This is a genomic window from Actinoplanes sp. M2I2, from assembly GCF_023544445.1.
Taxonomy (GTDB): domain Bacteria; phylum Actinomycetota; class Actinomycetes; order Mycobacteriales; family Micromonosporaceae; genus Actinoplanes.
This window is the reverse complement of record NZ_JALPVJ010000010.1, coordinates 17,184-39,239: the sequence shown is the minus strand read 5'-3', so window position 1 is coordinate 39,239 and position 22,056 is coordinate 17,184. Positions and strand designations below refer to the sequence as shown.

Sequence of the window (22,056 nt, the reverse complement as noted above, 5' to 3'; positions counted from 1 at the left end):
GAGCGCCTGTGGGGGAATTCTGCCCCAGGCGCTCTTTGTCGTAACCCGGATTCCTCCGGTACGGGCGATCAGTACGGCGACACGAGTCCCACGAAGTGTGGGGTCTTATTACCTCGTTCCGACCATGTTGGGCGGAACGATCGACCGTCGAGGAGACGATCATGGTTACCGGCGTTGTGAAGTGGTTTAACGCGGACAAGGGCTTCGGGTTCATCACCCCGGACGACGGCGGCGCCGACGTCTTCGCCCACTTCTCCGCTATCCAGTCTTCCGGCTACCGCAGCCTGGACGAGAACCAGCGTGTCGAGTTCGAGGTGACCCAGGGCCAGAAGGGCCCGCAGGCCGCGAACATCCGCCCGCTCTGATCATCCTGATCAGCTAGCACGGCAAGACGAGGGCGCCGCATCCCGCAGGGGGTGCGGCGCCTTTCTGCAGCCTGCACAGCCCGCCCAAGGCCGGCATGGGCCGCCCAGACCTGCGGCTGCCCACCGCGCGCTGCTGGCTCGGGACCTCGTAGCCCGGCTCGCCACCGCGCGCACCTCACCCGGGGCCGCACGGCCCGCCTGAGCGGGCCGCACGGTGGGCTCAGACGGCGGCCGCCTCCGGTAGCGGGGCGGTGCCGCCGAGGTGGGCCGGCAGCCACCAGCGGTCGTCCGGGCCCGAGGGCTTGTCGGGGTAGGCCCGCTGGGCCGAATCGAGCAGGCCGCTCAGGCGCTCCTTGAGGGTCGCGGTGAGCGCGTCGGGCGAGGTGCCCTTGGGCATCTCGATCGCCTGGCCGATCTTGATGAGCACCGGCACGTGCCGCTTGGACAGGTCTTTCTTGTGGCCTTTGGTCCACAGCCGGTGGGGACCCCAGACAGCCATCGGGATCAGCGGCACCTTGGCCGTGCGGGCCAGCCGGACGGCGCCCGACTTGAGCTCTTTCACCGTGAAGGACTCGCTGATCGTCGCCTCGGGGAAGACGCCGACCACCTCACCGCGGCGCAGCGCCTCGGTGGCCGCGCGGAACGAGGCGGCGCCGGCGTCGCGGTCCACCGGGATGTGCCGCATGCCGCGCATCAGCGGGCCGCTGACCTTGTTGTCGAAGACGGACTTCTTGGCCATGAAGCGCACCAGGCGCTTGGCCGGCTGAGCGCCCAGACCACAGAAGATGAAGTCGAGGTAGCTCACGTGGTTGCTCGCGAGCACTGCCCCGCCCGTGGCCGGAATGTGCTCGGCACCATCGATCTCGATCTTGAGATCGAGCACCCGGAACATCGTCTTGGCAAGGGTGATGACCGGCGGATACACGAGTTCCATGGCAAGACCGTAGCGGAAGTCGCTGAACTTCTCCTGGGACGGCTGCAACGTCCGGGCCCGTTCGCGCGTCTAAGAACTATCGGCCCTTTTCGCTCGGACGTGACTTTGGAGGTACCGCCATGCTCACAGGTACCGGCATGTCGGGACGTACCGGCATGGATCGACCCACTGGCATGGAGCGACGTACCGGCACGCAGGCGTGTATCGGCATGGGCGGGCCCTCTGCCCGCCGGGAGTTCGGATTCGTGCTCGCGCTCGCCGTCCTCGGCATCGCGCTCGTGATCGTCGTGGCCTTCGCCCCCTGGTATCCCGCGGTCGGCGACGCTGCCCCCGACGTCGGTCCCACGCTCTGGCAGCAGGTCAGCGCCCTGTTCGGCGCGGCCGAGGGGACAGTCACGCCGACGCCGTGACGTGATCGCCACCGGCGTGGTGTTCACTAGGTTTCATGTCCGAGCAGACCCCGGAGTCGTTCCCCTGGCAGCAGCCGGGCGGCCGGTTCGGATCCGGCCTGGTCACCACCGCTCCGGTCACCACAGCTCCGGGCGGGGCTCCGCCGCCGCCCCCGCCGTCACGGCCCGATCCGCCGCAGCCGGACGGCCCGCAACGCCGCCGCCGGCAGATGCTGATCTTCGGGGGCATCGCCGGCGCGATCCTGGGGCTCGGTCTGACCATCGTGCTGATCCTCGTGTTCTCGTCCGAGGGCAACCCGTTCCGCTCCCGGGAGTCGGCCCCCACCGACGTACGCCCGCCGCTCGCCCAGGCGTGCCCGGCGCCGACCGGTTCGCCCAGCGCGCCGTCCACGCAGGCGCCCAGCGCGCCGCCGCCGGCGACCGGGGCGCGCACGACCGACGACGAGGCCGGCATCTCGTACCGGGCCTACGGGGCGCCCTGGGTGCCCTGGACCGATGTGTGGCGGGCCGGCACGCTGGAGGTTCCCTACCGGGTCGGCCAGCACTTCGTCACCGAGCAGTACAGCGCCGGCAGCTATCACGCCTCGATCCTGTCGGCCGCGGTGCCGGCGGCCGACAACGACGCGGTGACGCTCGACCTCGAGTGCGTGGGCCGGCAGGTGGCCGCTGACGTGCGCGCCGAGTACTACCCGCAACCCAACACGATGGACCCGATCCGCGACGAGCTGACCACGCTGGGCGGGCGACCGGCCTGGGTGAGCTCGTTCCGCCTGCACTTCTCGGCGCCGGGCCTGACCGCCACCTCGGAGCTCTCCGCGGTGGCGGTCATCGACGTCGGCAAGACGACCGCGGCCGTCCTCTACGTCTCGGTCCCCGGCACCCACAAACAGTGGGATCACGTGGTCGACGAGGTGCTGGCCTCCGTACGGCCCGTCTAGGGCGCGAGCTGGGGCGTCCCGGGAGCTTCCGCCCGCCGGCTCGGTGCTAGCGGGCCAGGCCGAGGGCGTAGTCGGCCCACCACTGGCCGGCCGGCGGGGCGCCGTTGCCGCACGCGCCGTCGGACTCGCCCGGGCGTTTGATCCACAGGTAGGCGTCGACCAGCTTGTGGTTCGTACGGGTGGTCGGCGGCTCGCCGAGGCTGCGGTCCGGGGGGTTGCACCAGTGCTCGTTGCCGTTCGGACCGCGGGGTGCCGGGCCGTTGCCGTTGCGGCTGGTGTCGATCACGAAGCGGGCGCCGTCGAGGTGACCCGACAGCGCGGTCCCGTACTCCCGGTTCGCCGCGGTGCTCTCGAAGTTCGCCACGTTCAACGAGAACCCGTTGCTCCTCGCCACCCCGGCCGTCCGCAGGGCGGCGGCCATCTTCTCGGTGTCGGTGATCCAGCTCGGGTTGCCGGCATCCAGGTAGACGACCACGCCGGGGTTCTTGCGCAGGGTGTCGATCGCCTCGCCGAGCAGGGCGAACCGTTCGGCGGTGCGCCCCGGGTCCAGGCAGCCCTGCACGGCTTGCGGGACAGCGTCCGGTTCGAGGATCACCACGGCCGGGTGGCCGGCCATGGCGTTGGCCATCGACGCGACGTAGGAGCGGTAGGCGTCCGCCCCGGAGGCCCCGCCGGCGGACTGGCCGGAGCAGTCGCGGTGCGGGATGTTGTACATCGTCAGCACCGGCAGCCGGCCGGCGCCGGCCGCGCCGGTGACCAGCTTGCGCGCCCGGGTGGTGTAGCCGGGCGCGGTGTCGGCGAACCAGGTGGCGGTGGGCTGGTCCGCGATCTCGCGGATCAGCCGGGCGTCGGCGTCGCGTCCGGCGGCCTGGAAGTCCCGGAGCTGCTTGACGGCCGCGCCGGTCCGGTCGACGTAGAGGTTCTTCCCGGCCAGCGCCCCGCCGCTCGCCGCCGGCGAGCCGGCCGACTTCGTGGCCGGCCGGCTCGTGGGCGGGGTGGTGGGGGCAGCGCTGGCGCTCCCCGGCGCACTGACGGCCGGGGAGGGTGGCGCCGGTGAGGCACTGCCGGTGCTGGACGGCCCGCCGTCCGCGAAGACCGGCGCGATGGGTTGATCGTCGCCGCGCACGGCCATGGTCACCGCCACGCCCGTGGTGACCGCGACGACCGCGAGGGCCGCGGAGGCTGCGAGCACCAGCCGAGGGCGCCGGAGGGGTGGCTTGGCGTGGTGGGCCATGAGGTCAGAGCACCTGTACCCAGCGGGCCACCGACGGCACGCCCTTGTCGTCCACCAGGAACAGCATGTACCAGCCGGACGGCACCAGGCCCTTCGTCTTGGGGATGGACAGGCCCAGGGTGTCGCCGCCGGCCGGGGTGATGTCCAGGGCGACGGAGCGCTGGTCCACGTCCAGGGCGTGGGTCACGGCGCTGGGCCGCACCAGCCGGGCGGTCTTGATCTGGGCCGCCTCCGCCGAGGTGAACGAGACCGTGGTGCCGCGCTTGACCTTCTCGGGGCCGTCGGTGATGGCCGGTCGCGCCCCCTTGAAGAGGTAGGGAGGCGAGTACACCTCGATGCGCTTCTCGAAGGTGCCCGGTCCCTTGCCCGACTCGTCGTAGAGCGGGTCGCTGCCCATCGTCACGACGCGCCCGTCCGGCAGCAGGATCGCCTCGGAGTGGTAGTTGCGGCCCACTGTGGACTCGGCCGCCGTGGCGAACGCGTTCTGGGCCGGCTGGTAGATCTGGGCGTTGAACAGGTCGCTGCGGGTCTTGTCGCCGTACTTGCCGCCGCGGTAGCCGGAGGAGCCGCCGCTGGTGAAGACGGTGTCGTCGGGCAGCAGGACCGCGCTCAGGTAGCGGGCCGGCGCCGGCAGGTCCGGTCCGGGCTGGAAGCGGGGCTTCTTCTCGGTCAGGTCGATGATGTCGGTGCGCTTGGTGGAGACCTCGGACTCGCCGACCCCGCCACCGCCGAGGATCATGACCTTCTGGTCCTGGGCGGGCGGCAGCAGGACCGAGGAACTGGTCTCGGTGAGCGTCGCGTCGCGCAGGCCGGGAACGGTCACGAACTTGTTGTTGCGGACGTTCCAGACGCCGGGGGTACGGCCCACGGTGTCCGAGCCGTAGCCGGCGTTGGAGCCGGAGTAGAAAAGGTTGCCGTTCGCCATCATGTGGAAGGCCGGGTACGTCGGGAACGTCCGCTTGAGCTTCGGGGCGTCGACCCACTTCTTGGTGGCAGCGACGTACTTCTCGTTGTTGCCGGGGATCATCCGGCCGAACTCGTCGAGGCCGGACACGGCGAGCACGTCGCCGTTGGGCAGTTCGGCCAGCGTCGGGTACCAGCGGTGTTTCACCATGTCGCCGACCCGCACGTAGCGCTCGGTCCGCGGGTCGAACTCGTAGGACGTCTTGTCCCCGCCGTACTCCTGCTTATCCCGGGTGATCTTGTCCGAGAGGCCGTAGATGTTCCGCGCGTCGGCGCCGGCCAGACCCTCGACGACGTACTGCTGCGGCTCGGCGACGATCGACTTGTCGCCCTTCTCGACCGCGTCCACGAAGACCTCGACCTCACCGGCGTGGGTCATCACCTCGGCGCCGTGCTGCATGGTGGTGGCCGCCGGCAGGGTCACCTTGGCGCGGGTCCGGTACTTCTTCCCCGCCTTCGAGACGATCGTGGTGCCCTTGGCGAACGTGCGCGGCCCGCCGGCGACCGACTCGTTCTTCAGCTTCATCACGCCGTACGCCTTGTCGATGTCCTCGGCGAGGACCTCGTAATCCTTCGTGCCGCCGGCGACGAGCAGGTTGCCGTTCGCCAGGAACGTGTGGCCGGCGCAGAACACGTCGGTCGGCGTGGGCACGTCGGTGAACTTGTCCGCCGCGGGGTCGTAGAGGATCGTCCGGAAGGTGCCGGCCTCGAACGCGTCGCGGTTGTTGCCGCTGCCCGCGATGATGAGCAGCTTGCCGGTGCTGAGCATGGCCGCGTGGATAGCGTTGATCTTGTAGTCCTGCGGGACCGGCAACGTGGCCCAGTGGCCGAACTCTTCCTTGTAGGCCTGCCGGTTGATGTTGAACTGGTGCAGAGCGGTGGCGCCGGCGGCGACCATCGGCCGGTTCACCACCACGACGACGCCGGAGACCAGGACCACGGCCAGGCCGGCCGCGATCCTGCGGGCTAGGGAGGGGCGGGTACGGGGCTTCATACGTACGTCTTCTCCATGGTCTTCGGGTCGAGGACTCGCTTGCGGGCCGGTGGCGGCCTCATGGTCTGGATCTTCCACACGATGATCGGCAGCAGGCAGATCACCAGGTTGAGGCTGGGCCACAGCCACATCGCGCCGTCCACGTGCCCGAGGAACGGCGAGGCCGCCAGCAGCGCGGCGTAGAACGCCGCCCAGGCCAGGCTGTACTTGAAGGTGGCCGGGCGGTCCGGGCTCGTCGAGTCGCCCTTCGGCGTCACCACGAACCCGGCCTTGCGGCCCAGCAGCGCGCCGACGAACGACGACACGTAGAGCGGGCTGGACAGGGTCGACACCAGCATCCCGGACAGGCCGGAGGAGCCCTCTTCCTCGTGCGGGCTCACGTTGTGCCGGCGGTTGAAGAGGTACAGGCCGATCTGGAACAGCGCGGCGTCGACGTAGAGCATCAGCCACACCTCCTGCGGCACCTGTACGCCCTTGGCCCCCAGCAGCAGGTAGCAGGCCGCGACGCTGGCGCCGAGCAGCCAGGCGAGCGCGGTCAGCGGGTAGTACGCCATCAGCAGCCCGTAGTGCAGCGCCCGCCCGAACCCGAGCTTCCAGCCGATCCGGCCGAACTTGCGCACCACGACCTCGTCCGTGCCGCGCGACCAGCGATGCTGCTGAGTGAAGTAGTCGGTCCAGGAGGACGGGCCCTCACCGACCGCGAGCACGTCCGGCGTGTACACCGAACGCCAGCGGGCGCCGGTCGCCGGGTTGGCCGTGCTGTGCATGACCAGGCTGGTGGCCATGTCCTCGGTGATCGAGTCCTGCAGGCCACCGATGCTGCGCAGGGCGGAGATGCGCACCGCGTTGTTCGTGCCGACCAGCATCGCGATGCCACGCTTGTTCCCGGCCCGCTGCAACAGCGAGTGGAACAGGTACTGCTGCGACTCGGCCCAGCGGGTCACCACGCTGTCGTAGTTGCCGTAGACCTGCGGCCCGACGACGAACGCGACATCCGGGTCGTTGAAGTAGCCGAGCAGGCGCTCGCAGAAGTTGGGCTGCGGGACGTGGTCCGGGTCGACCGAGACGAACACGTCGTACGAATCTCCGTGCCGATCGATCCACGAGTTGTAGTTGCCGTGCTTGGTCTTGGCCTTCATGGCGCCGACCGGGGTGTTGTACTGCGGGAGGCCGCGGCGGGTGTAGTGCCGCACGCCGATGCGCCGGCACATCGCGCGGACCTCGGGGTCGTCGCCCTCGTCGAGCAGCCACACGTCGTACGGGCCGGTGTGGCGGATCTTCTTGGCGGCGACCAGCGTGCGCTCCACCATGTCCACCGGTTCCTTGCCCGGGACGATCGTGGTCAGGAACGCCACCCGCAGCCTCGCGTCCGGGATGACCGGCTGCGGATCCCGCGCCCAGATCGTCGCCAGGCAGAGCGTGACGACGTTGAGGAGCCGGAACAGCTCGATCAGCGTGGTCGCGGCGATCATGAAGATCGTGGCGCCGAACAGCAACGGCCGCAGGTCGGGGTCGGGCAGCTCGATGGCGGAGATGAGCCAGCCGAAGAACGTGGTCTCGAACGCGAAGGCGAACAGCGTGATGAACACCGTCGCGATCGGGCGCCGCCGGGCGAGCGGGCGCATCTTCACCCGGTACGGCTTGCCTTCCGACTTCCCGACCGGCGCCACCGCGGGCCCGGCGAGCACGCTGTAGGCGCTGTAGCTGTACTTGTCCGTGAAGATGTGGGTCTGCTCGAGGTGAGCCCACGGCCCGTCCCGCTCCAGAGCCGTGCGGGGCAACGGGATGACCCGGGTGTCGTCCACGGGCGCCGGCCTGTGGTGCGGCGAATCTGGTGACGGAGTCCGCACGGCGCTCACCGTTGACGTCCTCCGCTCGGCCGGCGCCCGGCCCGGCGAAGGGCATGACAATTCACGGTCGAGCTCGATGGGAGCCGACGCCGACCAGATTCCACTTCAACACACCCCGTAGTGCTACGGTCAGTAATCATCGACGCATTTCTATGTCAGTACTGCGTAGGCGTTTGTAAAAACAGTGACCGAGGGTCGCATTGGGAAGTTGAAGAGCTGTTACTGGGGACGAGATAGAGAGTTACATCACTCATTTCTATACCCCTATGCCACAACTGTCCGGTTTGCTCGGTCGCCCTCGAGGGCCGGCGGCACGACATCGCCGCCGTCCCGGGTCGGCCGGGATCAGTGCGTCAGCACGCGGTCCCCGAGCCTGTTCTCCCGGGGTACGAAGGTGCGAGCTCTGGCGATTAGACAGCAACCGGCAGCACAACACCAGATCGCCAGTGGGAATACCGCGACCCGCTCCATGCCGCCGACGCCCAGGCCCAGCCCCTGCCCTCGCGGCCAACATGTGAAGGCCTCCGTGGCGGTCCGCCGGGAAGATCCCGCTCAGGCCCATTTCGGAGGCGCGGGCGCAGGTGGGGGAAATGGGGAAGATGCCATGCCCGTACCGTATTGATGCAGTCTCAGGCAGTCCATTTCGGACTTATGGCGATGGGGAACCCGTCTCGTATGCCACGGGACGAGAAAGGGACCAGTGTCGAAAGCCCGCCGGCACTCGGTCGCCGGCGGGCTTCGAACCACTGATCAGGTCAGGACATCCGGACCGGCCTCAGCTCCCGACCAGGCCCCAGCGCTTGCGCAGAGCGTTGTCCGCGGTGTTGAACAAGACGTCGATCAGGATGCCGATCACCAGCACGACGATGATGTAGGAGATCACCAGGCTCGAGTCGCTGAGGTCACGGGCCTGCTGCATGCGTACGCCGATCGACAGCGCCCCCGGCACGATGACCAGCAGCTCGCCCGCCATCAGGCTGCGCCACGAGAACGCCCAGCCCTGCTTGAGGCCGGAGATGAACGAGGGCAGCGACGCCGGCAGGATCAGGTGCCGGTATTTGGCGAAGCCCCGCATGCCCAGGACCTGGCCCACCCGCAGCCACGTGCGGGGCACGTAGTCGATGCCGCTGATCAGGCCGTTCGCCACCGACGGGGCCGCGCCCAGCACGACCACGAACAGGATGGCGCTCTCGCTCAGCTGGAAGAGCAGGATGGCCAGCGGGAACCACATGATCGAGGGCATCGTCTGCAGGCCGGTGATCAGTGAGCCGATGGCCGCCCGCAGCGGCGCGAACTGCGACACCAGCGCGCCGATGATCGTGCCGATCGCCACCGCCAGCAGGAAGCCGGTGAACGCGCGGGTCATGGTCACCCGTACGCCGTCCCAGAAGTCGCCCGTGGTGATGACCGTGCCGAGGTCGGTGAAGACGGTCGCCGGGGACGGGAGCACGTAGATCGGCTTCCACTCCGACCAGACCGCGATCTGCCAGATCAGCAGCACGATGCCGATGGCCAGCACCTTGGGCCAGGTGCTGCGCCAGATCCGCCGGCTCAGCCGGCCCCGGTCGCGATGCGGCTGCAGCTCGAGCGCGTCGAGCCCGCTGACCTCCGCGGCGGCGACCTTCTCGGGCGCCTCCGGCACGTCCGCCTGGGCGGTCGTGCCCTCGAGCCCGGCGCGCGCGGACGGGTACTTAATGGCCATGACGGGCGACCTCCGCGCGGAGACGGTCGGTGATCTCGGCGGCCTGGCCGGAAACCTCGGGGGAGTCGATGCGCCGGGGGCGCTCGTGGGTGATCGCGTAGTCCTCGATCACCCGGCCCGGGCGGCTGCTGAGCAGGATCACCCGGTCGCCCAGCCGCACCGCCTCGCGCACGTTGTGCGTGACGAACATGACCGTCAGCTGTTGCTCGCGCCAGATCCGTTCGAGCTCGTCGTGCAGGATGTCGCGGGTCATCGCGTCGAGCGCCCCGAACGGCTCGTCCATCAGCAGGATGTCGGCGTTCTGGGCCAGCGCGCGAGCCAGGGCGACCCGCTGGCGCATGCCGCCGGAGAGCTCGTGCGGCCGCTTGTCGCCGAAGTCGCGCAACCGCACGATGTCGAGCAGCTCGTCGGCGCGCTTGCGGCGCTCGGTCCGGGAGACGCCGGCCAACCGGAGCGGGAGCTCGACGTTGCCCCGGACCGAGAGCCACGGGAAGAGCGCGGCCTCCTGGAACATCAGCGACACCCGGCGACCGCCGATGTCGAGCGAGCCGCCGCTGATCCCGTCCAGCCCGGCGACCAGGGAGAGCAGCGTGCTCTTGCCGCAGCCGGACGCGCCGAGCAGGCAGACGAACTCGCCCTGCCGCACGGTCAGCGACACCCGGTCGAGGGCCAGGAGGTCGCCGTAGCTCTTGGAGATGCTCTCCAGGCGTACGACTGCTTCGGTCTGTTGCAGGAGGCTCATGAGATCGGACCCTTCAGGCCGCCGCGTCGCTGACCTCGGGCTTGCCCGCGGCCCTGAGCAGCTCGTTGAGCGGCCCGAGGTCGTAGATGCCCTTGAGGTCGACCGGCTTGAGCAGTCCGACGTCCTCGGCGTGCTTGGCGCTGGTGAACAGCGACGAGGCGACCGGGTCGGCGGTGAAGGTCAGGTTCTTGAACGACGCGGCGAGCACCTCGTCCTTCAGCGGCTTGCCGCTGAGCGCCTCGAGCTGGGCGTTGGCCGTCTTCTGGGCCTCGGCGTTGTTCTTCTCGATGTAGTCGAGCGACTCGAGGTGGCCCTGCACCAGCTTCTTGACCGTGGCCGGGTACTTCTTGAGGAACTCCTGGGTGACGATCAGGTGGGTGGTGACGAACAGCCCGCTCGGCCACAGGTCCTTCTCGTTGACCAGGACCTTGCCCTTGGACTCGAGCACCAGCCGGCTCAGGTTGGGCTCGGGCACCCAGGCGCCGTCGATCGCGCCCTGGGCGAAGGCCTGCAGCGCGGTCGCGTTGTCCTGCGGGAGCACCGACACGTCGCCGCCGCCCTGCTGGTCGGCGTTGAGGCCGTTCTCCTTGAGCCAGGCCCGCAGCGCGACGTCCTGCGTGTTGCCCAGCTGCGGGGTGGCGATCTTCTTGCCCTTGAGGTCGGCCGGGCCGTTGATGCCCTCCTTGACCACCAGGCCGGCGCCGCCCGAGGTGCTGCCCGCGATGATCTTCAGGCCGGTGCCCTTGGACTGGGCCCAGCCGTTGATGGCCGGGTTCGGGCCGATGTACGTGGCGTCGATCGCGCCCGAGAAGAGCGCCTCGATCGCGGCCGGACCGGCGTTGAACGTCTTGGTCTCGAGCTTGGTGCCGCCCAGGGCGGTCTGGAAGTAGCCCTTGTTGACCCCGATCAGGGCCGGGGTGTGGGTGATGTTGGGGAAGTAGCCGAGGCGCAGCGACGCGGCCTCGGCCGAACCGCCGGCTCCGCCGGCTGCCGCGTCGTCGTCGCCGCCGCACGCGGTCAGCAGCGAGGCGGACAGAAGGGCGGTGGTGGCCAGGGCCAGCGCGCGGATGGCGCGGAAGCTCATGCGGACTCCTTAAGGGTGGACAGTTCGGCCAGGGTCTTGTGATCGACGACGCCCTCGATGGCTTCCTCGACGGCGACCCACACGTCGTGCAGCCCGGTGGCCGCGCCGTGGTAGGTCGCGATGGCGGTGGGCAGCCCGCGCACGGTGGCCAGGGCCCCGCCGACGGCCCGGACGACATCGCCGACGGTGATCTGGTCGGCCGGCCGGGCCAGCGCGTAGCCGCCGTCGACACCGCGGTGGCTGTGCAGCAGGCCGGCCCGGCGCAGGTCGAGCAGGATGCCCTGCAGGAAGCTGAGCGGGATGTCCTGGGCGGCGGCGAGCGAGGCGGCCTTCACGAGCCTGGGCTGTTCCGCCGTCACCGAGAGCATGGCCCTCACGGCGTAGTCGGTGCGCGCCGAGACGTACACGTGGCCCCCTGTCCCGCATACCCGCGTTTGCCTACCTAGTAGATGGGAATGATGGTCTAAGTAGGGATTGGCGTCAAGCCTCGCCCCCCGGAAGTGCGACGACCGATCGATGCCGCCGGGTGGCCGCGTGGTGACATGCAGTCGCGACGCTGGCCGGAGAAGGCGCTAATGTCATTTCGTGGCGCGCAGAATCAAGATCCCCGCGACGAAGTACCCGGTGGAGCGTTTCACCCTGGCCAACGGATTGCGGGTGGTGCTCACCCCCGACCGCAGCGCCCCGGTCGTCGGGGTGGCGGTCGTCTACGACGTGGGCATCCGATCCGAGCCCGAGGGCCGCACCGGCTTCGCCCACCTCTTCGAGCACCTGATGTTCCAGGGCTCGGCCAACCTCGAGAAGCTGGCCCACTTCCGGCACGTGCAGGGCGCCGGCGGCACCTTCAACGGGTCCACCCACCTGGATTACACCGACTACTTCGAGGTGCTCCCGGCGGGCGCTCTCGAGCGGGCGCTGTTCCTCGAGGCCGACCGCATGCGCGGGCCGCGGCTGACCGAGGAGAATTTGCTCAACCAGATCGACGTGGTTAAGGAAGAGATCCGGGTCAACGTGCTGAACCGGCCCTACGGCGGGTTCCCCTGGCTGCGGCTGCCCCCGGTGATGTTCTCGACCTTCGCGAACGCCCACGACGGCTACGGCTCGTTCGGTGACCTCGACAGCGCCACCGTCGAGGACGCCCAGGCCTTCTTCGACCGCTACTACGCCTGTGGCAACGCCACCCTGGCGGTGGCCGGCGACTTCGACGTGGCGACCGCGACCGAGATGATCCACCGCCACTTCGGCGACGTGCCGGCCCGTCCGGCGCCGCCGCTGCCCGACTTCGACGAGCCCGACCTGACCGGCGAGAAGCGCGACTCGTACACCGACCGGCTCGCACCGCTGCCCGGGGTGGCCGGGGCCTGGCGGGTGCCCGACCCGATCGGCGACTTCGACAACTACCTGCCGTTCGTCGTGCTGGCCGAGGTGCTCACCGACGGCGACGCCTCCCGGCTGGTCGAGCGCCTGGTGCAGCGCGACCGCACGGTCACCAGCATCGGCGGCTACATCGGCTTCATGGGCGACGAGTTCCAGGTCCGCAACCCCACGGCGATGCTGATCCAGGCGCACATGCCGCCCGGCGGCGACGCCGACAAGGTGCTGCGCACGGTCGACGAGGAGCTCGACCGGCTGGCCGCCGACGGGCTGGCCCCCGGCGAGCTCGAGCGGGTCCAGGCCCGCATCGCCACCCACCTGCTGCGGGACACCGACGCGGTGCTCGGCCGGGCGCTGCCGATGGCGGTGCTCGAGCTGCAGCGCGGCCGTCCCGAGATGCTCAACGAACTGCCGAAACTGGTCGGCGAGGTCACCGAGGCGCAGATCGTCGCCGCGGCCGCCACCCTGCGCCCGGAGCGGCGCGCCACCGTCGAGGTCATCCCCGGAGCCGTCGCATGAGCCACACCCTCCCCGATCTGATCCCGGACGCGAAGCTCAAGCTGCCCAAGGAGGCCGAGCGCACGCTGGCCGGGGGCCTCACGGTGATCGCCATCCGGCGTACCTCCGTGCCGCTGGTCGAGCTGCGGCTGCGGGTGCCGTTCGGCAAGACGCCGCTGCCCCGGGCGACCGTGCTCTCGCAGGCGCTGTTCACCGGCACCAGCACGATGAGCAGCGTCGACATCGCGGCCGAGCTGCAGGCGGTCGGCGGCGGTCTGTCGGCCGGCCTCGACCCCGACCGGCTGCTGGTCACCGGCAACTCGCTGGCCTCCGGGCTCGACCGCATGCTCGAGATCCTCGCCGCGGTGCTGACCGACCCGGCGTACCCGAACGACGAGGTGGCGACCGAGCGCGACCGCCTGGTCGACCACATCCAGGTGGCGCTGACCCAGCCGGCCCACCTGGCCCGCACGGCGCTGCTCAAGAGGATGTTCGGCAAGCACCCGTACGCGGTGCAGACCCCCGGGCCCGACCAGGTGCGCGCGGTCCGCCCGGCCCAGCTGCGCACCCTGCACGCCGAGCGGGTCCGTCCCGAGGGCGCGGTGCTGGTGCTGGTCGGCGACCTGAACCCGGAAAAGGCGATCGACGCGGCGGAGAAGGCGCTCGGCAGCTGGACCGGCCCGGCCAAGGCCGTCGAGGTGCCGCCCATCCCGGCGCTCGAGCCCGGCCCGCTGCTGCTGGTCGACCGGCCCGGCGCGGTGCAGTCGTCGCTGCGCATGGCCCTGCCCGCGCTCGACCGCACCGACCCCGACTACGCGGCCCTGCAGCTGGCCAACCTGGTCTTCGGCGGCTACTTCTCGTCCCGCTGGGTCGAGAACATGCGCGAGGACAAGGGCTACACCTACGGCCCGCACACCGGCATCGAGCACTTCCTGGCCGGCTCGGCGCTGGTGGTCTCGGCCGAGGTCGCCACCGAGGTGACCGGTCCGTCCCTGCTCGAGACCCTGTACGAGCTGGGGCGCATCGCCAGCCTGCCGCCCGGCGAGGAGGAGCTGGAGCAGGCCCGCCGATATGCGCTGGGCACCCTGCGGCTGGGCATGTCGACCCAGGCCGGCCTGGCCGGTCTGGCCAGCATGTACGCCAGCTTCGGTCTGCGGCTCGACCACCTCCGGCAGTACTCGGCCGCGCTGGCCGGCGCCACCCGGGAGCAGGTGGCCGAGGTGGCCGCCCGCTTCCTCGCGCCGACGAACGCGGTCACGGTGGTGCTGGGCGACGCCGCCCGGGTCGAAGGGCCGCTGTCCGCGCTGACCACGGTGGAACGAAGCGCCGAGTGAGCTCCCCTGAAGAGCCCGATGTCCCCGAGCCCGATGTCAGGGAGCAGCCGGGCGGCCGGGTCGACTCGCCGCCACTGGCGCGCAGCACCCTCGACCGGGCCGCGGAGCACCGCACCGACGAGGCATGGCTGGCCGCGGCCTGGACCCGCGGTCAGGTCGTCGTCGTCGATCTGAGCAAGGGTGGCCGGGCGATGATCGCCGACGACCGGCTGGTGCTGCTGCCGTCGGCCGCCGCGCCCGACGGTGAGCACTGGTTCCTCGGCCTCGACACCGACGGCACCCCGCTGTGGATGGTCGACGCGCCGCTGCCCGAGTCCGCGGGGGCCGCGCCGGCCACGCTGCGCGACATCGGCCACCTGCTCGACGCGCGGGACGCCGGGGTCTTCACCACGGCGGTGGCGCTGGGCAACTGGCACCGCAGCCACACGTTCTCGCCGCGCACCGGCCTGCCGACGACAGTGGTCGAGGCCGGTTGGGCGCGCAAGGACACCGAGGGCAACACGATGTGGCCGCGCACCGACCCGGCCATGATCGTGCTGGTGCACGACGGCGTCGCCGGCCCCGAGGGCCGCTGCCTGCTCGGCCACAACGCCACCTGGGGGCGCGCGGCCGACGGCGGGCTGCGCTTCTCGTGCCTGGCCGGCTACGTCGAGCCGGGCGAGTCGGCCGAGGCCAGTGTCGCCCGCGAGGTGAGCGAGGAGGTCGGCGTCGATCTCACGTCGCTGCACTACGCCGGCAGCCAGTCCTGGCCGTTCCCGGGCTCGCTGATGCTCGGCTTCCACGCGACCGCCGACCCGGAGCAGCCGATCCGGCTCGACCCGGCCGAGATCGACGAGGCGCACTGGTTCACCCGGGACGAGGTCGCGAAGATGATCGCGGGCGACTACCACCACCCCGGCACCGGCACAGCGATGAGCCTCCCGATGCCCTCTTCCATCGCTTTCTATCTCATTGAGCAGTGGTTGGGCGGTTTCGCCCGCTAAGGGAATCAACTTCGTCGAATCAGAGAAGTTTTCTCCTTTCGAAGTAACCAAAAGAGGGCTCAGCCGCGTCTCGGTTTACAAAGACCGAGAGGTGGATTCGATGACGCAGGTGCAAGCGCCCGCATGGGCCCCGATGACCGCGGAAGAGCGCGCCCGGTTCGACCGGGACGGTTTTCTCGTGGTCCGCGGAGTGCTGTCCGAGAGCGAGATCGCGCTTGCGCGTGACGCTGTCCTGGGCGCCTTCGAGCGGGCCGGCCAGCCCGGCGGGCACGGGCTGGGCTCGACGGGTGCGCTGCACCAGCTCTCCGCGGTGACGTCCCTGCCGGAGCTGGCGTTTCTGCTCGACCACCCGGTGGCGTTCCGCTACATCTGGTCGCTGCTCGGGTGGAACGTGCACGTCTACCACTCGCACATCGACGTGCACCCGCAGATCCACGAGAAGCAGAAGGAATGGTGGCACTGGCACCAGGACGGCGGCCGCCAGAATCGGGAGATCGAGACCGACCCGCGCCCGACGTTGTCGGTCAAGCTGGCCTACTGGCTCTCCGACGTGAGCGAGACCGGCCGGGGCAACTTCACCGTCCTGCCCGGCAGCCACAAGACCAACTGGCTGCCCGGCCCGCCGAGCCGGGGCGTTCCGTGGCCCGAGCCCGAGGGCGCCCTGCAGATCACCGCGAACCCCGGCGACCTGGTGGTCTTCGACCGCCGCCTGTGGCACGCACGGTCCGACAACTACTCGTCGATCACCCGCGTCGGGGCGTTCTTCGGCTACACGTACCGCTGGATCGCCGGCCGTGACGATGTCGCCGACCTGCCGAACAGGCCGGAGTGGGCGGGCTTCACCGACGTGCAGAAGCAGCTGCTCGGCGGGGCCGGCGACGGCAGCGGCGACCACGCCTGGGGTCACTTCCCCGAGACGACGCCGCTCTACGGCGCGCTCAAGGATCGGGGTCTGCTCGACTCCAGCATCCCGGCTCTCATCCCGTAACAGTGGTCCTCCGGATAGCATCCGGAGGTGGGGCAAAGCGGGACAATAGATACAGCGGCGACCGCGGCGGGCCGTCTCCTCCTGGACGCACTGGGGGAGGAGAGCCCGGCGCGGTCGCTGTCACGGGCCGGCGGCTCACCCCGGGCCGCCCGGCTGCTGCACGAGCTGTTCACGGTGGCGGTGCGCCGCAGCTTCGTCGGCCGTGATCCCCGGGACGTCACCGACTACATCCGGGACCTGCTCGACTATCAGGCGCTGCCGTCCGGCGGCCGGCTCGCCCGCCAGGCCGAGGCGGTCGTCCGGTCCGTCCTCGGCGAGCCCGAGCTGGCGTACGCGATCCCGGCCCTGCGCCGGGCGGAGATCATCTGTGTGGTGGTCGGCGACCTCGCGCGGCCACCGGGCGTCCCCGCCGACGAGCTTCGCGCGCTGGTCCGCCAGGCCGAGCGACGGGTGGACCGGTCATGAGCCCGATGTTCTCGCCCGCCACGGGCGTACGCACCCAGGCCGGGCACCATCTGCTGCGGGTGGCCGCCGAGGAGACGCCGTCGCCGTGTGACGCGCCGGACGAGGACGCGCGCCGGCTCTGGGCGATCGCTTTCGGACTGGCGGCCCGTCGCCGCTTCGACGCCGACAGCCCGCTGGCCGAGATCCGGCGCACCGTGGCCGCGGGCCTGCCGACGCTCGAGGCCGAGATGCTGATGCGCGACGCCCTGGGCGAGAAGGTGCCGGTGGAGGAGATCGACGAAAGCGTCCGCACCGGCGCGTACCTGCTGCTCTTCGCCCGGCTGGTGGACGAGATGGCCTTGACCGACGGCGAGCTCGAGGGCCTGGTCGCCCGGGCCGAGGAACTCGCCGCCGAGCCCGGCATCAGCCCGCGGCCAGAGCCGACAGGCGCTCCTTGACCTGGACGATCGACGGATTGGTCAGCGCCGAGCCGTCGTCAAATTTCATCGTAGGGACGGTCTGGTTGCCGCCGTTGACGCTCATCACGAAGTCGGCCGCTTCGGGCTGCTGCTCGATGTCCACCACCTCGTAGGCGATGCCCTCCCGATCGAGTTGCGACTTCAGACGGTGGCAGTAGCCGCACCAGGACGTCGAGTACATGGTCAACATCGGTCGGAACTCCTTCGGATGGGTCACATGGCACAGCGCCTTCCGGCACAACGTCCGACCCGGGTGCCATGATTCCCTACCGTGCGGACTGATGCGGTGCTGGCCGGGCTCGACCCCGAACAGCGGACGGCGGTGACCGCCCCGGCCGGGCCGGTCTGCATCCTGGCGGGTGCGGGGACCGGCAAGACTCGTGCGATTACCCACCGGATCGCGTATCGAACGCTCACCGGCGAAGTGAGCCCCCGGCACATCCTCGCGGTGACCTTCACCGCGCGGGCCGCCGCCGAGATGCGTTCGCGGCTCACCGAGCTGGGCGCCTCCGGTGTGCAGGCGCGTACGTTCCACGCGGCGGCGCTGCGCCAGGTGCGCTACTTCGCGCCCCGGCTGCTCGAGGGCCGGGCCATGCCCGAGCTGCTCGAGAGCAAGGCCCGCATGGTCGGGCTGGCCGCTGCGCGGGCTGGGGTACGCGCCGACCGCACCGGCGCGCGCGACCTGGCGAGCGAGATCGAGTGGGCCAAGTCGTCGCTCGTCGAGCCGGACGAGTACGCCGTGGCGGCCCGCAAGGCCCTGCGCGAGCCGCCCTTCGAGCCGGCCAAGGTGGCCGAGGTCTTCGCCGCGTACGAGTCGCTCAAGCGCCGTCAGGGCGTGATCGACTTCGAGGACATGCTGCGCGCCGCGGTCTGGGGCATCGAGGAGCACCCCGATGTGGGCGAGCAGATCCGGGCGCAGTACAGGCACTTCGTCGTCGACGAGTACCAGGACGTCAACCCGTTGCAGCAGCGCCTGCTCGAGGCCTGGCTGGGCGGCCGGGACGACCTCACCGTGGTCGGCGACGCCAGCCAGACGATCTACTCGTTCACCGGCGCCACGTCGTCCTACCTGATCGACTTCCCGCGGCTGCGGCGCGAGGCCGTGGTGGTCCGGCTGGTGCGCGACTACCGTTCCACGCCCCAGGTGGTCGGTCTGGCCAACGCGGTGATCCGGCAGGCCCGCGGCAACGAGGCCCGGCTGCGGCTCGAGCTCGTCGGTCAGCGCCCGCCCGGGGCCGAGCCAGAGCTCAAGATCTTCCCGGACGAGGCCGGCGAGGCGGCCGCGGTGGCGCGCCGGTGCCGCGACCTGATCGCGTCCGGCACCCCGGCCAGCGAGCTCGCCGTGCTCTTCCGGACCAACGCGCAGTCCGAGGCGTACGAGAAGGCGCTGGCCGAGGCCGAGGTGCCCTATGTCGTCCGGGGCGCCGAGCGCTTCTTCGAGCGGCCGGAGATCCGCCAGGCGATGATCGCGATGCGGGCCGCCGTCCGCTCCACGCCCGGTGAGACACCGCTGGTGCAGGCTGTGGTCGAGGCGCTCGCGGCCACCGGCTGGCAGCGGGAGCAGCCCCCGCCCGGCGGCGCGGCGCGGGAGCAGTGGGAGGCGCTGGCCGCTCTGGTCGCCCTGGCCGAGGACTACGCGCGCCTGCCGGTGGTCGAGCCGATCGGGCAGGCCGGGGCCGTGCAGCGTGACATCACGCTGACCGCCTTCAACGACGAGCTCTTGCGCCGGGCCGAGCAGCAGCACGCGCCCACCGTCGCCGGTGTCACGCTGGCCTCGCTGCACTCGGCCAAGGGCCTCGAATGGGACGCCGTGTTCCTGGTCGGCCTGGCCGACGGCACGCTCCCGACGACGTACGCTAAGACGCCCGAGCAGCTGGAGGAGGAGCGCCGCCTCCTCTACGTCGGGGTCACCCGCGCACGGCAGTGGCTGTGGTTGTCGTACGGGCAGTCGCGCTCGCCCGGCGGCCGGGCGCGCAGGCCGTGCCGTTTCCTGCCCCAGCTCGAACGCACCTCGTCGACCGAACGCGCCGGCGACCGGAGTCGGAAACCCGACCGAAGGCGTTCCCAGGTGTCCTCGTGCCGCATCTGCGGGGCCACTCTCCTGGCCGGGGCCGACCGCAAACTCGGCCGCTGCCCGACCTGCCCGTCCGACCTCGACGAGGAGCTTTTCGAGCGTCTCCAGAAGTGGCGGGCGGCCACCGCGGCGGAGCTCAAAGTGCCTGCTTACGTGGTCTTCACCGACGCCACGTTGGTGGCCATGGCCGAGCGTCGCCCGTCGTCGCCCGCGGAGCTGCTGGCGATCGCCGGGATAGGGCCTCGCAAGCTGGGCCAGTACGGCGAGTCGGTGTTCGCTCTCGTGGGCGGCGCTTCACCCGAAGAGGTCGCTCAAAAAAACTTTGAAAACTAGTCCGTTAATTCGTTTGCCTCGCCTGTGGAGGCAGGCATAGCCTCAGGACACACCTCACCGAGCAGGGATGTTCGGTGAGTTCACATCAACGAGTGCAACGCAAATGGAGGAGGTGGCCACGATGGGAAGCATGACGATGACGATGCAGCTGTCGGCGCCGCTGACCCTTGCCTGCGCTCCGTCCGCCTCGCTGTTCGCCCCGGCCCACGTGTGGGCCCCGGCAGCCGCTGAGCGGGCTCCGTTCGTGGCCACCGCACCGATCACTGTGCCGGTGATGGCCGCCGAGCGAGCTCCGGTTTCGTACCTGCACCAGGTTTCCGTCCAGGCCGAGCTGGACGTTCTGGCGCTTGACCGGATCGAAGGCACCACTGGCACCAACGGCACCAACCCTGGGTTCAAGGGCAGCAATGTCTCCATCAGCAAGCGCTACACGGATGGTGGCAACGGTGTCCCGCCTCGAGGAAGGCCGGTCTGACCAACAGACCTCCGGCTCACCTCGAGGCCGCGGAACCCGTAACTGGGATCCGCGGCCTCATTTTTTTGCCGGCTCACCGGCCGGACGCATGACCTGAACGGCGATCCAGAAGATCGAGAAAAGAGAGAGGTGACCGGGCTTTATGAGTCTGGCGCTGGCCCCGCTCGACGTGAGCGTCGAGATCGAGGCAAACCTGCCCTGTCGGAAGTTCGACCCGGACCTGTGGTTCTCCGACTCCCCGGCCCAGCTGGAACTGGCCAAGTCGCTCTGCGGGGACTGCCCGCTGCGCGTCGAGTGCCTGGCCGGCGCGGTCGAGCGGAACGAGCCCTGGGGTGTCTGGGGTGGCGAGATCTTCGAGCGCGGTGCCGTGGTTCCGCGCAAGCGGCCGCGTGGCCGTCCCCGTAAGGCCGACGTGGCGCGCGACGCCGAGTTGGCTCACGAGGTCGAGGAGCGGCTCGCCGCCAACGGACTCGAGTCCCGCAAGACCGTCAGCCTGGCGGCCTGAAGATGACCACCACCGTCCCCTCCTACCGGAAGCAGAAAACTGACATGCACTCGAACGGAGCAACCAAGATGAGACTCCTCCAAGAGGCGTTGAGCCGGGCTCGAATGCGTCGGCCTCAGAGTGACTACACACCTGAGGCCCACCGTCCCGCTCGCCAGGTAGCCATGGAGGCGCGTCACACCGCCTCACGTGAACTCGGCGGTCGGCGATTCTGATACCCGACACGCATTGAATACCGATAGATGAGCCGAGAGGCCCGCCCGCATTCCGCGGACGGGTCTCTCGCTTGGTTCAGCGGGTCCGCGGCCGGCCGGATCGGGGCGGCGGGAATCCTGCTGCGCGCGGATCGGCGGATGTCTACGTTGGTGGCTGTGGAATCCCGCCTCAAGGCCATCACCGAGTCGAACCGGATGAGCTGGAACACCATCGCCCCCAGACGATCGGGCATCGCGACCGATCGCCTCCGCGCGGGCGAGGTCAGCTTGGCGGACTTCGAACGTCGGCTGGCCGGTGATGTGACGGGCCGGCGTGTCGTCCATCTGGCGTGTTCGTACGGGGACGAGGTGCTCTCCTGGGCGAACCTCGGCGCCGTCGCGACGGGTGTCGACATCTCCGACGTCGCCGTGGCCGAGGCGAAAAGCCGAGCCGCCGAGGCGGGGATCGAGGCCGACTTCCGCCGGGCCGACATGCTCGACCCGCCCGCCGATCTGGCCGAGCTGGATCTCGTCTACCTCAGCTGGGGCGCGATCTGCTGGGTGCCCGACCTCATCGGCTTCGCGACCATGATCGCCGGCCGGTTGCGCCCCGGCGGCGCGGTGCTGCTGTGCGACCACCATCCCGCCTGGGAGGTCCTGGCCGTCCGCGGCGACGACCACTTGGCCGTGGCCGGCGACTATTTCGGGCGCGACCGCCCCAACGTGGATCAGGACGACGCCAAACGCCCGCAGGGAGCCCGCGGCGAGCCGGATGCGCCGCGGTTCTCGGCCTTCGTGTGGCCGGTGAGCGATGTCGTGATGGCCCTGGTCGGGGCCGGTCTCCGACTGGACGCCTTCTTCGAGGCGCCCGAGCCCGCTCTGTACGCCGGGCTCGGGCAGACCGCCGGTGCGCTGCCGGCCTACTACGTCATCAAAGCCACCAAGCCCGACCCCACCAAGCCCGATCCCACCAAGCCCGATCCCACCAAGCCCGACCCCATCAGGCCCGGCCCCACCAAGCCCGAGCTCACCAGGCCTGAGCCCATCTAGCCTGAACTCAACACGCCTGGGCCCATCTAGCCCGAGTTGACCACGCTCGAGCCCACCACGCCTGAGTCCACTTGGCCCGACCCCACCTAGCCGGCCCAGCGACCGACGC

General features: G+C 70.3%; 22 protein-coding genes. 13 read left to right on the top strand and 9 right to left on the bottom strand.

Annotated features, from left to right (window positions below):
- Nucleotides 1–161: 161 nt before the first annotated feature.
- Nucleotides 162–365 carry a cold-shock protein gene (locus HJC40_RS21280; protein WP_225254914.1) on the top strand — a complete coding sequence of 68 codons (204 nt, stop codon included), beginning with the start codon at nt 162–164 and terminating at the stop codon, nt 363–365.
- A 220-nt stretch (nt 366–585) separates the two neighbouring features.
- On the opposite strand, the gene HJC40_RS21275 is transcribed toward HJC40_RS21280, so the two are convergent.
- Entirely contained in the window at nt 586–1,299 is a 714-nt protein-coding gene (locus HJC40_RS21275) for a 1-acyl-sn-glycerol-3-phosphate acyltransferase (RefSeq protein WP_250003023.1), read from the bottom strand.
- A 173-nt stretch (nt 1,300–1,472) separates the two neighbouring features.
- Between HJC40_RS21275 and HJC40_RS21270 the strand changes: the two genes are divergently transcribed.
- Complete coding sequence (locus HJC40_RS21270; RefSeq protein ID WP_250003022.1) at nt 1,473–1,709, top strand: hypothetical protein; 237 nt, start codon at nt 1,473–1,475, stop codon at nt 1,707–1,709.
- A 35-nt stretch (nt 1,710–1,744) separates the two neighbouring features.
- Complete coding sequence (locus HJC40_RS21265; protein WP_250003021.1) at nt 1,745–2,647, top strand: hypothetical protein; 903 nt, start codon at nt 1,745–1,747, stop codon at nt 2,645–2,647.
- Nucleotides 2,648–2,693: 46 nt separating this feature from the next.
- Here the strand turns inward: HJC40_RS21265 and HJC40_RS21260 are convergent, their stop codons facing one another.
- From HJC40_RS21260 to HJC40_RS21230, 7 genes are all read right to left on the bottom strand, one after another.
- Nucleotides 2,694–3,839 (bottom strand): glycoside hydrolase family 6 protein, encoded by a 1,146-nt coding sequence (locus HJC40_RS21260; protein WP_250003020.1) that lies wholly within the window; start codon nt 3,837–3,839, stop codon nt 2,694–2,696.
- 46 nt (nt 3,840–3,885) lie between these two features.
- Nucleotides 3,886–5,838 carry a galactose oxidase early set domain-containing protein gene (locus tag HJC40_RS21255; RefSeq protein WP_250003019.1) on the bottom strand — a complete coding sequence of 651 codons (1,953 nt, stop codon included), beginning with the start codon at nt 5,836–5,838 and terminating at the stop codon, nt 3,886–3,888.
- Nucleotides 5,835–7,643: a glycosyltransferase family 2 protein gene (locus HJC40_RS21250; protein WP_250003018.1), complete on the bottom strand. Its 1,809-nt coding sequence runs from the start codon at nt 7,641–7,643 to the stop codon at nt 5,835–5,837. Before HJC40_RS21250 ends, HJC40_RS21255 begins: the two co-directional genes overlap by 4 nt.
- A gap of 820 nt (nt 7,644–8,463) precedes the next feature.
- Nucleotides 8,464–9,390 carry an ABC transporter permease gene (locus tag HJC40_RS21245; protein WP_250003017.1) on the bottom strand — a complete coding sequence of 309 codons (927 nt, stop codon included), beginning with the start codon at nt 9,388–9,390 and terminating at the stop codon, nt 8,464–8,466.
- Nucleotides 9,380–10,132 (bottom strand): ABC transporter ATP-binding protein, encoded by a 753-nt coding sequence (locus tag HJC40_RS21240; protein WP_250003016.1) that lies wholly within the window; start codon nt 10,130–10,132, stop codon nt 9,380–9,382. The genes HJC40_RS21245 and HJC40_RS21240 overlap by 11 nt, the downstream gene beginning before the upstream one ends.
- Nucleotides 10,133–10,145: 13 nt before the next feature.
- Nucleotides 10,146–11,216: an ABC transporter substrate-binding protein gene (locus HJC40_RS21235; protein ID WP_250003015.1), complete on the bottom strand. Its 1,071-nt coding sequence runs from the start codon at nt 11,214–11,216 to the stop codon at nt 10,146–10,148.
- Complete coding sequence (locus HJC40_RS21230) at nt 11,213–11,623, bottom strand: Rrf2 family transcriptional regulator (RefSeq protein ID WP_250003014.1); 411 nt, start codon at nt 11,621–11,623, stop codon at nt 11,213–11,215. Before HJC40_RS21230 ends, HJC40_RS21235 begins: the two co-directional genes overlap by 4 nt.
- 178 nt (nt 11,624–11,801) lie before the next feature.
- On the opposite strand from HJC40_RS21230, the gene HJC40_RS21225 reads away from it, so the two are divergent.
- The 6 genes from HJC40_RS21225 to HJC40_RS21200 all read left to right on the top strand — a co-directional run bounded on the left by HJC40_RS21225 (nt 11,802) and on the right by HJC40_RS21200 (nt 17,295).
- Complete coding sequence (locus HJC40_RS21225) at nt 11,802–13,109, top strand: pitrilysin family protein (protein ID WP_250003013.1); 1,308 nt, start codon at nt 11,802–11,804, stop codon at nt 13,107–13,109.
- Nucleotides 13,106–14,422 (top strand): pitrilysin family protein, encoded by a 1,317-nt coding sequence (locus HJC40_RS21220; RefSeq protein ID WP_250003012.1) that lies wholly within the window; start codon nt 13,106–13,108, stop codon nt 14,420–14,422. The genes HJC40_RS21225 and HJC40_RS21220 overlap by 4 nt, the downstream gene beginning before the upstream one ends.
- Before the next feature lie 74 nt (nt 14,423–14,496).
- Nucleotides 14,497–15,405, top strand: a complete 909-nt coding sequence (gene nudC, locus HJC40_RS21215; RefSeq protein ID WP_250003438.1) for an NAD(+) diphosphatase — start codon at nt 14,497–14,499, stop codon at nt 15,403–15,405.
- Nucleotides 15,406–15,505: 100 nt separating this feature from the next.
- Nucleotides 15,506–16,393: a phytanoyl-CoA dioxygenase family protein gene (locus tag HJC40_RS21210; protein ID WP_250003011.1), complete on the top strand. Its 888-nt coding sequence runs from the start codon at nt 15,506–15,508 to the stop codon at nt 16,391–16,393.
- A gap of 27 nt (nt 16,394–16,420) precedes the next feature.
- A complete protein-coding gene (locus tag HJC40_RS21205) occupies nt 16,421–16,858 on the top strand; it encodes a hypothetical protein (protein WP_250003010.1) in 438 nt (145 codons plus the stop codon).
- On the top strand, nt 16,855–17,295 hold the full coding sequence (locus HJC40_RS21200) for a hypothetical protein (RefSeq protein WP_250003009.1): 441 nt from the start codon (nt 16,855–16,857) through the stop codon (nt 17,293–17,295). Before HJC40_RS21205 ends, HJC40_RS21200 begins: the two co-directional genes overlap by 4 nt.
- Here the strand turns inward: HJC40_RS21200 and HJC40_RS21195 are convergent.
- Nucleotides 17,261–17,506 carry a mycoredoxin gene (locus tag HJC40_RS21195; protein WP_250003008.1) on the bottom strand — a complete coding sequence of 82 codons (246 nt, stop codon included), beginning with the start codon at nt 17,504–17,506 and terminating at the stop codon, nt 17,261–17,263. The two genes, HJC40_RS21200 and HJC40_RS21195, sit on opposite strands and share 35 nt — an antisense overlap.
- An 81-nt stretch (nt 17,507–17,587) precedes the next feature.
- Between HJC40_RS21195 and HJC40_RS21190 the strand changes: the two genes are divergently transcribed.
- The 4 genes from HJC40_RS21190 (at nt 17,588) to HJC40_RS21175 (ending at nt 21,947) form a co-directional block, all read left to right on the top strand.
- On the top strand, nt 17,588–19,723 hold the full coding sequence (locus tag HJC40_RS21190; RefSeq protein ID WP_250003007.1) for an ATP-dependent DNA helicase UvrD2: 2,136 nt from the start codon (nt 17,588–17,590) through the stop codon (nt 19,721–19,723).
- Between the two features lie 130 nt (nt 19,724–19,853).
- Complete coding sequence (locus HJC40_RS21185; protein ID WP_250003006.1) at nt 19,854–20,198, top strand: hypothetical protein; 345 nt, start codon at nt 19,854–19,856, stop codon at nt 20,196–20,198.
- A gap of 142 nt (nt 20,199–20,340) precedes the next feature.
- On the top strand, nt 20,341–20,703 hold the full coding sequence (locus HJC40_RS21180) for a WhiB family transcriptional regulator (protein ID WP_250003005.1): 363 nt from the start codon (nt 20,341–20,343) through the stop codon (nt 20,701–20,703).
- A 353-nt stretch (nt 20,704–21,056) separates the two neighbouring features.
- Nucleotides 21,057–21,947, top strand: a complete 891-nt coding sequence (locus HJC40_RS21175) for a class I SAM-dependent methyltransferase (RefSeq protein WP_250003004.1) — start codon at nt 21,057–21,059, stop codon at nt 21,945–21,947.
- Nucleotides 21,948–22,056 lie beyond the last annotated feature (109 nt).